This is a genomic window from Acinetobacter sp. COS3 (genome assembly GCF_000475335.1).
Taxonomy (GTDB): Bacteria; Pseudomonadota; Gammaproteobacteria; order Pseudomonadales; family Moraxellaceae; genus Acinetobacter; species Acinetobacter venetianus.
The window spans coordinates 123,349-136,678 of the sequence record NZ_AXCD01000007.1; the positions used below are offsets into that span (position 1 = coordinate 123,349).

Genomic DNA, 13,330 nt, shown 5'->3' on the forward strand with positions numbered 1-13,330 from the left:
GCGGCAATTGCCGCTATTTTTGCATTACAAAATGATTATTTGTAACGATCAACCATTTTCTCTAAAGAGATTGGGCGAATCTTATCTGCATTACCAGCCGTACCAAATGCTTCGTAACGAGCAACACAGATATCTTTCATTGCTTCAACTGTTTCACCAAAGAATTTACGTGGATCAAATTCACTTGGTTTTTCAGACATCATACGACGCATTGCACCTGTAGATGCCAAACGTAAATCAGTGTCAATATTAATCTTACGCACACCGTGTTTAATCGCTTCTACAAGCTGATCTACAGGCACACCGTAAGTTTCTTTAATATCGCCACCATATTGGTTAATAATCGCTAACCATTCTTGTGGTACAGAGCTTGAACCATGCATTACAAGATGCGTATTTGGCAATGCGGCGTGAATTTCTTTAATACGATCAATTGCCAAGATATCGCCTGTAGGTGGACGAGTAAACTTGTATGCACCATGAGATGTTCCCACAGCAATCGCCAAAGCATCAACGTTTGTATCAGCTACGAACTGAGTTGCTTCTTCTACAGAAGTTAACAACTGAGAATGGTCTAGCACACCTTCTGCACCAACACCATCTTCTTCGCCAGCCATACCAGTTTCGAGGCTACCTAAGCAACCGATCTCACCTTCAACAGACACACCACAAGCATGTGCCATCGCAACAACACGACGTGTTACATCAACATTATAGTCATATGAAGTTGGTGTTTTACCATCAGCACCTAATGAACCATCCATCATCACTGAGCTGAAACCTAATTGGATAGAACGCTGGCACACATCAGGACTTGTGCCATGATCTTGGTGCATTACCACTGGAATATGTGGCCATTCTTCAATTGCAGCTAGAATAAGATGACGTAAGAAAGGTGCACCCGCATATTTACGCGCACCTGCTGATGCTTGTACGATTACAGGTGAATTAGTTGCATCTGCCGCGAGCATAATTGCGCGCATTTGTTCTAAGTTGTTTACGTTAAACGCTGGTACGCCGTAGTTATGTTCTGCAGCGTGATCCAAGAGCTGGCGCATTGAGATGAGTGCCATAATATCCTCCCAGGTAATGCGCCATATTCTACATGTTGATTTATTTCAATTCAGCAACTAATCACAGTAAATCAAAAAAAATCCTCAATCTTTTGTGTAATTTGAGTACTAAATTGTATTTAAAAATAAAAAAGATCAAATCATGCCCTGATTTGATCTTTTTATAAATGCTTCTATAAAGTCAAATGATAGATTTTGCTTAACTTAACAATAACCTTCCAAACGTGTTAGAGGTAATTTCTTACCAATCGCCTTTTCAATCTCTGGCAAATAAAATGCATCATCTTCTGACAAGAAGCTAATACTTACACCTTGCGCACCTGCACGACCAGTACGGCCAATACGATGTACATAATCATCAGACTGTTCAGGCAACGTAAAATTAATGACGTGCGATACACCATCAACATGAATACCACGACCCGCAACATCAGTTGCAATCATAATATTATTTTTACCCTGCTTAAATTGATCGAGCATTTTTAGGCGCTTGTCTTGCGCAATTTCACCTGACAACATACCAACTTTATAACCATCACGTTTCAAATGATCATAAAGACGACGTACTTGATCACGACGATTCGCAAAAATCATCACCTTATCAATCGGCTCATCTTTCAAAATTTCTTGTAGTAGTTTGTATTTATCTTTATTTTCTACAACATACACACGCTGCTCAACATCGTTATTAGTTTTCTGTTCAGGCTCAATTTCCACCGTCACAGGCTCAAATAACCATTGACGCGCAAGATTCAAAACATCATAGCTAAATGTTGCTGAGAACATTAAAGTTTGACGTTGCTCTTTAAATGGCGAATAACGAACGATTCGTTTTACTGACGGAATAAAACCCATATCAAGCAATCGGTCAGCTTCATCAATCACCAAAAATTCAATTCGATCCAACCAAACTTCTTTTTGCTCAACGAAATCAATTAGACGCCCCGGTGTCGCCACTATAATGTCAACAAAGTTACGATCTAACATTTTCTTTTGTTTATCAAAATCTACACCACCTAACAATGTTACGAGATGTAAGTCTGAAAATTTGGTTAATGCTTTTGCATCACTTTCAATTTGTAGTGCCAATTCACGGGTTGGCGCTAAAATTAAAGCACGCGGCTCTCCACGGAAGCGCTGATCTTGAACTGGGTTATTCAATAAATCATTGATCACACTAATTAAAAAGGCTGCAGTTTTACCTGTACCTGTTTGTGCTCGACCAATAGCATCATGCCCTGCTAATGTATATTTTAAAACCTTTTGTTGAATCGGGGTCATTTTCGTAAAACCCAAAGCATCGATTGCTTTCTTCAACTGCGGATGTAAATTTAAGGTTTCAAAACCAGATGTCATATATGCTCTCGAACCATCAATGACCAAAAGAAAGTGGCTATTATAAACAAAAACGCCCCAAATAACATTGGAGCGTTTTTATATTGCGTTAAGGCAACAAATTAGTCTAAAGGCTGAACGTTTTCAGCTTGGAAACCTTTTTGTCCTTGAACTACGCTGAATTCAACGCGTTGGCCGTCACGTAATGAACGGTGACCATCACCAACGATTGCACGGAAATGAACAAATACGTCATCACCACCATTACGCTGAATAAAACCAAAGCCTTTAGTGTCGTTAAACCACTTTACTACGCCTTGTTCACGAGCTGTCATAAGTCAATCCTCAGATATTGAAAGATAAGGACCTTCCGGTGTTGCAAACAGCAGAGCCAACAAGGTTTTAAAATTTTTTATAATTTTAAAGCTTGTAATCATTCTGTAAAACTATCAACAATTTCCGGTTACATCCATTTGTTATAGGGTTTATTACAATAAATTATATCAAACACATCCTAAAACGCATCGAGCTTAACATGGGTTTATGACAATTAATAGATTTATTTAGACTATTTCAAATATTTCTATCTGTTTTTTTCAATAATTTAGCTGTTTTTTTGCTGTAATTTTTCTCTCTAAAATTACAAAAAATTTTGTTAAGATAATTTTGAATTAAGCTTCACGAATTATTATGTCAGATACATCTCATTCACCTGAAATCATTGATGCAATGGGACAACCATGCCCTATGCCATTATTGATGCTGAAACGTGCTTTGAAAAAAGCTAATGCACCTAGACAATATTTATTGAAATCATCTGATCCACATAGTGAAATTGATGTAACACGATATTGCCAAATTCAGCAACTTCAATGCCAGCCTCAAAAAATTTCAGAGAATGAATTTCACTATTTAATTGAATCTATGTGATTCTTTGCTAAACTCTTGGTAAAGACTAGATAGATAAATTTACATTTCTATACTCAAATTTCCTTAGTGATGAAGAACATTCACATTAAGATGAAATTGTTGACTTAAATACCATCCTATAAGGAGAATCCATGACTACTGACAGCAGCAATCAATTGATGCCCCTGTCATTGTCTGCGCCAGGTGTAAATCTCGGTGCATATATCAGTACTGTCAATCAAATTCCAATTTTAACTGCCGAGCAAGAAAAAGAGCTTGCTGAACGTTATTATTATGATCAAGACTTAGATGCTGCCAAATTATTGGTAATGTCTCATTTACGCTTTGTTGTACATATTGCACGTAGTTATGCGGGTTACGGCCTACCTCAAGGCGATTTAATTCAAGAAGGCAACCTTGGCTTAATGAAAGCCGTTAAACGCTTCGATCCAAATATGGGTGTGCGCTTAGTTTCTTTTGCGGTTCACTGGATTAAAGCTGAAATTCATGAATATGTGATTCGTAACTGGCGTATTGTCAAAATTGCAACCACTAAAGCGCAACGTAAATTATTCTTTAACTTACGCAGTCTTAAAAAATCAAGCAAACGCCTAACGCTGGAAGAAGCTCAAGCGATTGCTAATGATTTGAATGTGACTCCAGAACAAGTACTTGAGATGGAGGGTCGTCTAACTGCTTATGATGCTGCTTTTGAAGCTCAAGGCGATGACGATGACGATACCCCACATACTGCTCCAGCATTGTATCTAGAGGATAATCGTTACGATCCTGCGCGTTTAGTTGAAGAAGAAGATTATGAAGCACAAAGTACTTCTGCCTTACACGAAGCAATGGATCAACTTGATGATCGTTCACGTAATATTTTACAACGCCGCTGGTTAGATGATGACAAATCAACCCTGCATGAACTTGCTGCTGAATATAACGTTTCTGCTGAACGTATTCGCCAACTTGAAAAAAATGCAATGGAAAAAATCAAAACTGCGATGTCTGCAAGTTAAAATCAAGACAAACATAAGGGCGACAACGCCCTTTTGTTTTATCAAGCTTTGTTAAAAGCTTCGAATATGTTAACTTTGTTCATCAATTTTCAAGTTCCATTTTCATTATGTGGATAGCAATTTCTGCGCTTAATCTTGCACTTGCAGTTATGTTAGGTGCTTTTGGTGCTCATGGACTTAAATCTTTTGCCACACCTGAGCAGCTTGCTTGGTGGAGTACAGCAACACAGTATTTTTTCTATCACGCAATTGGTTTACTTATTTTAAGCGTGTTAAAAAGCACCTCTCCTGGTTTTCCTATAAAAATCCCTTTTATTTTGATCCAAATTGGCATCATTTTTTTCTGCGGTTCGTTATACATTATGGCACTTGGCCTACCTAGAATCTTAGGTGCAATTACGCCAATTGGTGGTGCATTTATGATTGCAGGATGGGTAATGCTTGCATGGCAGGCAATCAAGCATGCGAAATAAGGATTGATTCATGCATATCTATTTAAATGGTGAGTCAACAGACACGCCTTGCGAAAACCTTCAGCAACTCATTCAAGCACTAGCTTTAGAAGGAAAACGCTTTGCTGTAGAGAAGAACCAACAGATTATTCCGAAAAGTAGACTTGAGCAAACTGCAATTGCTCCTGAAGATCGTATTGAAATTATTCAAGCTGTTGGTGGCGGCTAATCGGCTAAAAATGGAGTAAGCCCATGCAAGATTCCCCTTTAATTGTTGGTTCACGAACTTTTCAATCACGTTTGTTGGTTGGGACAGGCAAATATAAAGATCTCAATGAAACTGATTTAGCGATTCAAGCCAGTGGCGCTGAAATTGTGACCGTTGCAATTCGTCGCGTAAACATTGGTCAGCATGCCGATCAACCAAATTTACTTTCAGTGATTCCACCAGAGAAATATACAATTTTGCCGAATACTGCTGGCTGTTTTGATGCAGATAGCGCGATTCGCACCTGTATGCTGGCTCGTGAGTTGCTTGATGGTCACAATCTGGTAAAGCTAGAAGTACTCGGTGATGAAAAAACTTTATACCCAAATGTCACTGCAACACTGAAAGCCGCGCAGACCCTGATTGATGATGGTTTTGAGATCATGGTCTACACATCGGATGATCCGATTGTTGCGCAAGAACTTGAAAGCATGGGCTGTGTTGCCATCATGCCTTTAGGTAGTTTAATTGGTTCTGGCCTCGGCATTTTGAATCCTCACACCATCTCCATCATCAAAGAAAATGCTAAAGTCCCTGTTTTAGTGGATGCAGGTGTTGGTACTGCGAGTGATGCTGCGATTGCAATGGAACTCGGTTGCGATGGCGTATTGATGAATACAGCGATTGCGGCTGCGCAAAATCCAATTTTGATGGCTTCTGCGATGAAAAAAGCAGTTGAAGCAGGTCGTGAAGCGTTTTTAGCAGGTCGTATGCCGCGTAAGCGTATGGCGAATGCAAGCTCGCCTGAGACTGGGTATTTCTTTAAATAATCTATTAAAAAATAGTAGTGGGAGTGATTACTTTAAATAAAGCTCCCCATATTTCTTCTTCAATTAATTTCTACTAGATTCTATAATATTTTTAATCAATTAATTGTAATTTAGAATATTGACTTAGTATCTCTAAAAGCACCTCAAGATCATTTTTATCATCGAAATATTCTTTTGAAAATGAGAAATTTATCCATTTAATCCTCAAAACACCTTTTAATTCATTTAAGCCACCAGTTAGGGCATCACTTAAAGAATCAAAGCAGCCTCCAAAATATCCCAAAATACCATTAACCTCCTCTCCTAAATGGCACAAAAAATCCTGCTTTGAAATAATATATTTACCATCCAGCTCAACTTGCTCACTCAATTCCATCACACTTTCAGGTCTGGTGGCTATATGGTAATAACCCACCCTTAAATATGCGATTTTTTTACTTTTACTTAAACTAAACCAATATTGACGATCTATTCTATTTTCACAGAATAAAAGTACGACCTCTTTAAGAAAATCTAGTGAAATAAAATCATCATTTTTAAAATTACTGACCAAATGAATCACGCTCTGATCCTTAGAAATTTCAAAAAAGACAGGAAAAATAGAATACTTTAAGAAGTCAGCATTATTTTTATAAAAAACAAACTCCAACTCCATACTGTCAGTTGTTTTAAAATTAGATACTCTCAACTGTATTTTTTCAGTTAAAAAAACATCTACAGCATTATTATTCACAACTACATAATTAAACGCATCAACTGATAAAAAATTATTATTTCTTTCTAGATCTCCTGGTGAAAGGTTAAAAATATTAACTTTAAAATTCAACACAATTATATCATCCACTATTTCATAATTTAAAGACAGCAAGATTTATTATAGCTCTCTGCTCAAAGTTCTGTTGAAAGTATTCCGTTTGATACAGAGGTTCAGCCTGATAAAAATGCGCTAAAACTTGTTTTCTTTTAATCGAATAAACATCTGGATCTACCCAAGCATACTCCTGTTGAATTTGCTGTTCATATTCATCGAAACGCTCTGGTGAAGCAGCTAGAATCGCCAAATCAATATCCAGTAAAAACTGTAAATCTAGCTCATCTGTTACCTCATGCTTTTGTGTGGCAATAATCCATCGCTTTATCTTTTGAACATCATCTGCTGATAAATCTTGAGCCAAATATTGCTCAAATAATTCAGCACTTTTTAACTCATTATCTTTGGCTTGCGGATCATAAACTACATCATGGAACCAGAGTGCCAATGCAACAGCATGTGCATCATTTAAATCAGCTCGAATCGAGTCAACTAGAACCAGACATTCATATAAATGCTGAATTGTATGGTAAGCGCGATGCTTTTCACTATAAGCAACTATTAATTTATTAAAAACTTTTCTCGGTTCAGAAAATTGATAATGTCGATGTAAATCGAACCATGAGTTTTCTAGGATCGCTAAATATTGTTGCATGATAGCTCCATCACTGAATTTCTTTATTCAACCACTTCGCTAAAGTTTCTGCTTGTTTTCGATCAAGAAATAATTGATAAAGCTTACAGGAACCAAACTCATGTTTAAGTTCCTGTTGACGTACTGGGTGATTTCCAAAACGAAAACGTCTTGTTCCATCAGCATCTAAAGGTAAGGCATAAACACCATAACTACGTGGTTCAGTCAGATGCCCTTTGATAGTGACTTGATCTGGTGAGATTGCATGTTTTAATAAATGTTCTTTAGTTAACATCTCACCTTTCCCCTTTTTTTAAGATGCGTGTTGCTCATCCCTTTTAAATACCAATTCTTTATTTGAAGAACTTTCGGCATCAAAGTAATAACCTTCACTATCAAACGCTTTTAATTGTTCTGCTTGATTCAATTTGTTTTCAATCAAATATCTTGCCATTAAGCCACGCGCTTTTTTCGCATAGAAACTAATGACTTTATATTTTCCATTTTTTTGATCTAAGAATACAGGTTTAATAATTTCTGCCTGAATTTTCTTTTCATTCACAGATTTATAATATTCGTCAGAAGCTAAATTTACCAATACTTTCGCATCAATTTCATTCAAATCTTGGTTAATTTGATCCGTGATCATATTTCCCCAAAATTCATATAAATTATGACCTCGTGCATTTTTTAATTTAGTGCCCATTTCTAAACGATACGGCATCATCAAATCCAATGGACGCAACAAACCATAAAGACCAGATAACATACGCAAATGCTGTTGGGCAAAATCAATGTCTTGATCTTTTAAATGATATGCATCTAAACCTGTATACACATCACCCTTAAATGCAAACAAAGCTTGGCGTGCATTAGAAAAATCAAAATCCGCATTCCAGTCACGAAAACGATCAACATTTAAGTTGGCAATTTTCTCACTTACACTCATCAAAGAGGCAATTTCGGTTGCAGATAACTTACGACATACATCTATCAATTGTTGTGATTGTTCTAATAAACGAGGCTGTGTGTATGTGTCTGTCGGTAAAGCAGTTTCATAATCTAGTGTTTTCGCTGGAGAAATTAAAGCAAGCATATTCAATCAATATCAATTTATCTTAGTGAAACTATAACAGTTGATAATTTTTAATGCCAATTCGTGTTTTCATTGATCATTATCGGTAAAATAGTGGATTCTTCCATTATTCATTATTTATCTTATGTCTGAGCAAATCTTCATCCAAGGTCCTGTTGGTCAAATCGAAATGTTTGTAGATCAACCCAAAGGTGAAATTACTGGCTTTGCTGTCGTCTGCCACCCTCATCCTTTACAAGGTGGAACACCTCACCACAAAGTTCCCGTCCTATTGGCTCAGATATTTAATGAAATGGGCTGCGTTGTTTATCGCCCTAGTTTTCGCGGTCTATCAGGTAGTGAAGGCACGCATGACCAAGGACACGGCGAAACTGATGATATTATGACTGTCATTGAATACGCACGTTCAAAGCATGCAGGCTTAACATTCTACGCAGGTGGTTTCAGCTTTGGTTCTCATGTTTTAGCGAAATGCCAAGCCCAGTTGAGTGAAGACTTACGCCCAAAACAAATGATTCTATGTGGATTACCAACAGGTTCAGTCGTAGACCTACGTCACTATAAAACGCCAGCAATTGACGGAGATATTCTATTTGTTCATGGTGAACAAGATGATATTACGTTGCTTTCAGACATGATCGCTTGGGCAAAACCACAAAAGCATCCAATTACTATTCTGCCAGGTGCTAACCACTTCTTTACGGGTTATTTAAAGCAATTAAGACAAGTTATTTCTCGCTTTTTAAAACTGTAGAATTAACAACAAATTATTAAAAAAAGTATACTTGTTTTGAATCCGATGTCTGTTATATCAGTAAAGATGAATAGGCATTAGGGTTCTATATGAAGTTAAATAAAAAACAGGGACTTTTTTTAAAGCAAACCATTGAGTATTGGCAACAACAAGGTACGATCACCCCTGATGTTGCAAAGGATTTACAAAATAGCTTTTCTGTTCGCTCCTTTGATTGGGAACGGCTAGCTAAATATTCTTTTTGGATTTCAATGATCTGTGCAGTCATAGCAATTGCTGCAATCACTGCCGATAAATTCTTATTAGATTTGATTGCGAGAATATTCGTTGACTCAAAGATCATCCCATGTCTGATTTTTGCTGGCGTGGCAACTGGTTTTTATGCTTTTGCCTATCGTCGACGCAAAACAAAACCATTACATCAATTTAGTAATGAGGCCATTATTTTTGCTGGCGTAATTTCCACTGCAGCTTCTGTTGCTTATTTTGGACAAGCAATCGACACGGGCAGCGGGCATTTTTCTTTATTATTTTTACTCTCCACTGTCATTTATGCTGCGCTCGCATTTTGGTTTCCATCCAAACTCATTTGGGTCTTTTCACTTCTCTCCTTAGGTTCATGGTTCGGTGCAGAGACAGGCTATATGTCAGGTTGGGGCGCATACTATCTAGGCATGAATTTTCCTTTACGCTTCGTCATGTTCGGCATAGTACTGATTGGCTTGAGTTTACTGTTTAAAAGATATACTTACTTTAAAAACTTTGCACACTCAACTTACGTGATGGGATTACTGTATTTATTTATTGCATTATGGATTCTGTCAATCTTTGGAAATTATGGCGACTTGAATAGTTGGTACAGTGTTAAACAATATGAACTCTTACACTGGGGCATCTTATTTGGTTTTATTGCGATTATTGCAATCGTATATGGTTTAAAACATGATGATGCAACATCTCGTGGCTTTGGCATTACCTTTTTATTTCTAAATCTTTATACCAAATATTTTGAGTTTTTCTGGAATGGAATGCATAAAGCAATTTTCTTTATTGTGCTCGCAGCCTCGTTCTGGTGGATTGGTCGACATGCTGAAAAACTATGGAATTTAGAGTTTCTATCGAGCCAATCTCAGAACAAAAGAAATCATCCTGTTGAATAACTATTGAAAATCACTCCAATTTAAACCAAACCGAGCCAAATACTTTTTGACTCGGTCACTATCATTGGTGGTATTACGTTGCTGGCGTGAAGCAGCAAACAGTTGACGTCCAGCATCTGCCATCGACTTGGAATTTTCACAGACTTGAAGCACTCCTCGTAGTTGAATTTGATCAAACTCATCAATCTCGCTCAACTGCGTTTGATCTAAGTATTTCAGTAGAATATCTACGTCTTTAGAGTGGTTTTGTGTGACTTGAATCGACCACAACTGCTTCAAACGTTGAATTTCCTTTTCCACCGTTTCTGAGCGGATTAACTCGCCACTGGATAATGTCGCCAATCTTGTCACACTAGCGGTTAAATCACGGAAATTTCCCTGCCATGAAGCCTCTCTTGATTTAGCAAATTTTAAATACACATCAAGTGCATCACGTTGAAAACGTAATTGTCTTTGATGGTTCGCAGCAAAACGTTGTAATTCAAACTCAACATTTGGAGCAATATCTTCAATTCGATCTTTAAGGTTCGGCAAAAAGAAAGTCCATGTGTTTAGTCTCGCCCATAAATCCTCACGAAAACGACCTGCTTGTACCTCTGCTCTCAGGTCTTTATTCGTTCCTGCAATCAACTGAAAATCCGCCTGAACTTCTTTATCACTCCCAACAGGAAAGAACGATTTATCCTCAAGTGCTTTTAGTAACATCGCTTGTTCATCTAGTCCAAGCTCACCAATTTCATCCAAAAACAAGATACCTTGATCGGCACTTTTCAATAATCCTGTCCGTGAAGCTGCTGCCCCTGTAAACGCACCTTTGATATGACCAAATAGACTCGACATAGCACTATCACCACGCAACGTCGCACAGTTCACATCAACAAAACGCCCACTTAAATGAAACTTATCTTTCTTTAATTGAAAGATTTGTTTGGCTAGATGGGATTTACCTACACCTGTTGCGCCCATAATCAAAATCGGCGCGCTGGAACGTGTCGCAACCAACTCAACTTCTGTGATCAGCTGATTAAACTCATGGTTATAGGTTGAAATATTGGCTTTCAACCTTTGCCAGTTTTGTTGTTGTTCATCTTCAAAACGCTGTTTGAGAACATCATAGCGAGATAAATCCAGATCAATGATGCGATATTCACCTTCTGGCGTTTTCTGTTGATTTGGCGCACTTTGAATTAGTTTGGCAGGTAAATAGTTGGCATCAACTAAGAGATACCAACAGATTTGAGCAACATGCGTGCCTGTGGTGATATGCAAAAGATAGTTATTTTTTTCGGTATCAAATGAATAACTTTTCACAAAGTCATATAGCGCACCATAAACCTCAGCAAAATCCCAAGGATCTCGGATACTTACTCGCTGACCCGACACCGTAGTAGACGGTGACACGCTCTGAGCATCTTGAGCAATAAATTTGACTAAATTATGATGCTGTCGATCATGTAATAGTACCAGTTCATCCACGATCAGATCTTCATGCATTAGAAGACTCAACGTTGGACGCCAACGCTGCCAACGATCAGGACGTTTCCCTTGATCCAAAGTAGAACCAACAAAACCAATTACAACGGTTTTCTTTGCATTCAGCATAATTTCTATAATATTTTATATATGTCTATCATATACAATACGCAATTCGATGAAAAATGCCAACAAGATGCTTCATTTTACTTTTTTAGGCACATCATCTGGTGTACCCACACTGACACGTAACGTTTCTGGTTTAGCCATCCGCAACAGCAAGAATAAAGACTGGATATTGGTCGATGCTGGTGAAGGCACACAGCATCGCATTCAACAAGCTAAACTCTCATTACAAAACCTAGTTGCCATTTGCATTACCCATGTCCATGGCGATCACTGTTATGGATTAATTGGTTTATTGGCGAGTGCAGGTATGAATGCACGTACCGCACCTTTAACCATTATCGCCCCCAAAGAAATTCAACAATGGATTGAAGTCACCGCACAGCTGACCGATCTGCATTTACCCTATCCACTTAATTTCACTGATGTAAAAGAGTCCACTCAAATACAGCAAATAACTGATCAACTTTCGATTCAATCCCATCGACTCAGTCATCGCGTACCCAGTTTTGCATTTAGTATTATTGCGCAATACACCCAGAAGAAGTTAGATACACAAGCCTTAATTCAACTCGGCGTAGCAAAAGGCAAAGCTTGGGGCGATTTACAGCAAGGCTTAGACGTTCAGTTTAACAAGCAAACATTGAAAGCGGCTGATTTTATTCAGACACTCAGACATCGTGTTCACGCGATTGTCGGTGGTGACAATGATCATCCCGATTTATTGGCACAAGCTTGCCAAGATGCCCAACTCTTGATTCATGAAAGCACCTACACGCAAGCTATTTTAGATAAAGTTGGGTCAGGCCCAATGCATAGTTCCGCAAAGATCGTTGCAGAATTTGCTCAACAACAAGGTCTAATTAATCTGATCCTGACACACTTTAGCCCACGCCATCAAGACTGTGCTGGGCAGCAAGCGATTGCTGATGAAGTCCATCAATATTATCAAGGCAATTTCTATTTAGCTGATGATTTTGATCAATTTACGTTAGATGCGACAGGACAACTAAGTAAAGTAAATCCGAAATAAATGAGATACGGCATTTTAATTAAGGGATGTCTGGAGATAAAAAGTCAAACAGACCTCGTAACAAGCGAAATGGTAAAGTGATGATCCAGTAAATAATCTCTACAGGAAAATCAATTAAATCTAGCCAATTCCAACCATTATCTCGATGGCGATGGCTTTCTCGTTTTGGTTTTACCCAATAAGCAAGCAGAAAACAGACCAAACTTATCGCTAGAAATATAAAATTAAAATCGTCTACTAAAAAATGTATAAGACAAAATATCCCAGTAATAAATAAAAGAATCGAGAGCAAATAACGCAAAATACCCATAGGAATTGGCAATTTATTTCTATTTTGCTATGGTTATAACATGTCTTTATACAAAGACCTATACAACGTTTTCTTAAAAGACAGGTGTCAGTCTAAAAAACGCA

The 13,330-nt window shown here is 37.8% G+C and carries 17 protein-coding genes; 8 read left to right on the forward strand and 9 right to left on the reverse strand.

Features of this window, described 5'->3' with window-relative positions; translation table 11 throughout:
- Nucleotides 1–35: 35 nt before the first annotated feature.
- The 3 genes from fba to IO68_RS21450 all read right to left on the reverse strand — a co-directional run bounded on the left by fba (nucleotide 36) and on the right by IO68_RS21450 (nucleotide 2,743).
- The gene (gene fba, locus IO68_RS21440) at nucleotides 36–1,073 is read right to left on the reverse strand and encodes a class II fructose-bisphosphate aldolase (protein ID WP_004879920.1); all 1,038 of its coding nucleotides are present in this window, start codon (nucleotides 1,071–1,073) and stop codon (nucleotides 36–38) included.
- A 204-nt stretch (nucleotides 1,074–1,277) separates the two neighbouring features.
- Nucleotides 1,278–2,429: an ATP-dependent RNA helicase RhlB gene (gene rhlB, locus IO68_RS21445; protein WP_004879923.1), complete on the reverse strand. Its 1,152-nt coding sequence runs from the start codon at nucleotides 2,427–2,429 to the stop codon at nucleotides 1,278–1,280.
- A gap of 101 nt (nucleotides 2,430–2,530) precedes the next feature.
- Nucleotides 2,531–2,743 (reverse strand): cold-shock protein, encoded by a 213-nt coding sequence (locus IO68_RS21450; RefSeq protein ID WP_000126912.1) that lies wholly within the window; start codon nucleotides 2,741–2,743, stop codon nucleotides 2,531–2,533.
- 355 nt (nucleotides 2,744–3,098) lie between these two features.
- Here IO68_RS21450 and IO68_RS21455 point away from each other — a divergent pair, with 355 nt between their 5' ends.
- The 5 genes from IO68_RS21455 to IO68_RS21475 all read left to right on the forward strand — a co-directional run bounded on the left by IO68_RS21455 (nucleotide 3,099) and on the right by IO68_RS21475 (nucleotide 5,829).
- On the forward strand, nucleotides 3,099–3,338 hold the full coding sequence (locus IO68_RS21455; RefSeq protein WP_004879926.1) for a sulfurtransferase TusA family protein: 240 nt from the start codon (nucleotides 3,099–3,101) through the stop codon (nucleotides 3,336–3,338).
- Nucleotides 3,339–3,469: 131 nt separating this feature from the next.
- Nucleotides 3,470–4,339 (forward strand): RNA polymerase sigma factor RpoH, encoded by an 870-nt coding sequence (gene rpoH / locus IO68_RS21460; protein ID WP_007481934.1) that lies wholly within the window; start codon nucleotides 3,470–3,472, stop codon nucleotides 4,337–4,339.
- A gap of 107 nt (nucleotides 4,340–4,446) precedes the next feature.
- On the forward strand, nucleotides 4,447–4,812 hold the full coding sequence (locus IO68_RS21465) for a DUF423 domain-containing protein (protein ID WP_023012881.1): 366 nt from the start codon (nucleotides 4,447–4,449) through the stop codon (nucleotides 4,810–4,812).
- A 10-nt stretch (nucleotides 4,813–4,822) separates the two neighbouring features.
- Nucleotides 4,823–5,020 carry a sulfur carrier protein ThiS gene (gene thiS, locus IO68_RS21470; protein WP_004879934.1) on the forward strand — a complete coding sequence of 66 codons (198 nt, stop codon included), beginning with the start codon at nucleotides 4,823–4,825 and terminating at the stop codon, nucleotides 5,018–5,020.
- Nucleotides 5,021–5,043: 23 nt separating this feature from the next.
- The gene (locus tag IO68_RS21475) at nucleotides 5,044–5,829 is read left to right on the forward strand and encodes a thiazole synthase (RefSeq protein WP_004653899.1); all 786 of its coding nucleotides are present in this window, start codon (nucleotides 5,044–5,046) and stop codon (nucleotides 5,827–5,829) included.
- Nucleotides 5,830–5,920: 91 nt separating this feature from the next.
- Here IO68_RS21475 and IO68_RS21480 read toward each other — a convergent pair whose 3' ends face one another.
- Genes IO68_RS21480 through yaaA form a run of 4 tightly spaced genes read right to left on the reverse strand, consistent with a single transcriptional unit; the run spans nucleotide 5,921 to nucleotide 8,370 of the window.
- Entirely contained in the window at nucleotides 5,921–6,658 is a 738-nt protein-coding gene (locus IO68_RS21480; RefSeq protein WP_152514792.1) for a barstar family protein, read from the reverse strand.
- A gap of 19 nt (nucleotides 6,659–6,677) precedes the next feature.
- Nucleotides 6,678–7,295 carry a metal-dependent hydrolase gene (locus tag IO68_RS21485; protein WP_023012883.1) on the reverse strand — a complete coding sequence of 206 codons (618 nt, stop codon included), beginning with the start codon at nucleotides 7,293–7,295 and terminating at the stop codon, nucleotides 6,678–6,680.
- A gap of 10 nt (nucleotides 7,296–7,305) precedes the next feature.
- A complete protein-coding gene (locus IO68_RS21490; RefSeq protein ID WP_007481945.1) occupies nucleotides 7,306–7,569 on the reverse strand; it encodes a hypothetical protein in 264 nt (87 codons plus the stop codon).
- Between the two features lie 18 nt (nucleotides 7,570–7,587).
- Nucleotides 7,588–8,370, reverse strand: coding sequence for a peroxide stress protein YaaA (gene yaaA, locus IO68_RS21495; RefSeq protein ID WP_023012884.1), 783 nt, complete (start codon nucleotides 8,368–8,370; stop codon nucleotides 7,588–7,590).
- A gap of 124 nt (nucleotides 8,371–8,494) precedes the next feature.
- On the opposite strand from yaaA, the gene IO68_RS21500 reads away from it, so the two are divergent.
- A complete protein-coding gene (locus tag IO68_RS21500) occupies nucleotides 8,495–9,124 on the forward strand; it encodes an alpha/beta hydrolase (RefSeq protein ID WP_023012885.1) in 630 nt (209 codons plus the stop codon).
- A gap of 89 nt (nucleotides 9,125–9,213) precedes the next feature.
- Nucleotides 9,214–10,284 (forward strand): DUF2157 domain-containing protein, encoded by a 1,071-nt coding sequence (locus tag IO68_RS21505; protein ID WP_007481952.1) that lies wholly within the window; start codon nucleotides 9,214–9,216, stop codon nucleotides 10,282–10,284.
- On the opposite strand, the gene rtcR is transcribed toward IO68_RS21505, so the two are convergent.
- A complete protein-coding gene (gene rtcR, locus IO68_RS21510; RefSeq protein WP_023012886.1) occupies nucleotides 10,285–11,886 on the reverse strand; it encodes an RNA repair transcriptional activator RtcR in 1,602 nt (533 codons plus the stop codon).
- Nucleotides 11,887–11,935: 49 nt separating this feature from the next.
- On the opposite strand from rtcR, the gene IO68_RS21515 reads away from it, so the two are divergent.
- Entirely contained in the window at nucleotides 11,936–12,916 is a 981-nt protein-coding gene (locus IO68_RS21515; RefSeq protein ID WP_081401461.1) for a ribonuclease Z, read from the forward strand.
- Nucleotides 12,917–12,935: 19 nt separating this feature from the next.
- Here IO68_RS21515 and IO68_RS34115 read toward each other — a convergent pair whose 3' ends face one another.
- On the reverse strand, nucleotides 12,936–13,226 hold the full coding sequence (locus IO68_RS34115; RefSeq protein WP_081401462.1) for a hypothetical protein: 291 nt from the start codon (nucleotides 13,224–13,226) through the stop codon (nucleotides 12,936–12,938).
- Nucleotides 13,227–13,330: the final 104 nt, after the last annotated feature.

What these genes read in the sequence shown, in the direction of transcription:
- fba (WP_004879920.1), bottom strand. Translation starts at nt 1,073, where the DNA reads ATGGCACTCATCTCAATGCGCCAGCTCTTGGATCACGCTGCAGAACAT.
- rhlB (WP_004879923.1), bottom strand. Translation starts at nt 2,429, where the DNA reads ATGACATCTGGTTTTGAAACCTTAAATTTACATCCGCAGTTGAAGAAA.
- IO68_RS21450 (WP_000126912.1), bottom strand. Translation starts at nt 2,743, where the DNA reads ATGACAGCTCGTGAACAAGGCGTAGTAAAGTGGTTTAACGACACTAAA.
- IO68_RS21455 (WP_004879926.1), top strand. Translation starts at nt 3,099, where the DNA reads ATGTCAGATACATCTCATTCACCTGAAATCATTGATGCAATGGGACAA.
- rpoH (WP_007481934.1), top strand. Translation starts at nt 3,470, where the DNA reads ATGACTACTGACAGCAGCAATCAATTGATGCCCCTGTCATTGTCTGCG.
- IO68_RS21465 (WP_023012881.1), top strand. Translation starts at nt 4,447, where the DNA reads ATGTGGATAGCAATTTCTGCGCTTAATCTTGCACTTGCAGTTATGTTA.
- thiS (WP_004879934.1), top strand. Translation starts at nt 4,823, where the DNA reads ATGCATATCTATTTAAATGGTGAGTCAACAGACACGCCTTGCGAAAAC.
- IO68_RS21475 (WP_004653899.1), top strand. Translation starts at nt 5,044, where the DNA reads ATGCAAGATTCCCCTTTAATTGTTGGTTCACGAACTTTTCAATCACGT.
- IO68_RS21485 (WP_023012883.1), bottom strand. Translation starts at nt 7,295, where the DNA reads ATGCAACAATATTTAGCGATCCTAGAAAACTCATGGTTCGATTTACAT.
- IO68_RS21490 (WP_007481945.1), bottom strand. Translation starts at nt 7,569, where the DNA reads ATGTTAACTAAAGAACATTTATTAAAACATGCAATCTCACCAGATCAA.
- yaaA (WP_023012884.1), bottom strand. Translation starts at nt 8,370, where the DNA reads ATGCTTGCTTTAATTTCTCCAGCGAAAACACTAGATTATGAAACTGCT.
- IO68_RS21500 (WP_023012885.1), top strand. Translation starts at nt 8,495, where the DNA reads ATGTCTGAGCAAATCTTCATCCAAGGTCCTGTTGGTCAAATCGAAATG.
- IO68_RS21505 (WP_007481952.1), top strand. Translation starts at nt 9,214, where the DNA reads ATGAAGTTAAATAAAAAACAGGGACTTTTTTTAAAGCAAACCATTGAG.
- rtcR (WP_023012886.1), bottom strand. Translation starts at nt 11,886, where the DNA reads ATGCTGAATGCAAAGAAAACCGTTGTAATTGGTTTTGTTGGTTCTACT.
- IO68_RS21515 (WP_081401461.1), top strand. Translation starts at nt 11,936, where the DNA reads ATGAAAAATGCCAACAAGATGCTTCATTTTACTTTTTTAGGCACATCA.
- IO68_RS34115 (WP_081401462.1), bottom strand. Translation starts at nt 13,226, where the DNA reads ATGGGTATTTTGCGTTATTTGCTCTCGATTCTTTTATTTATTACTGGG.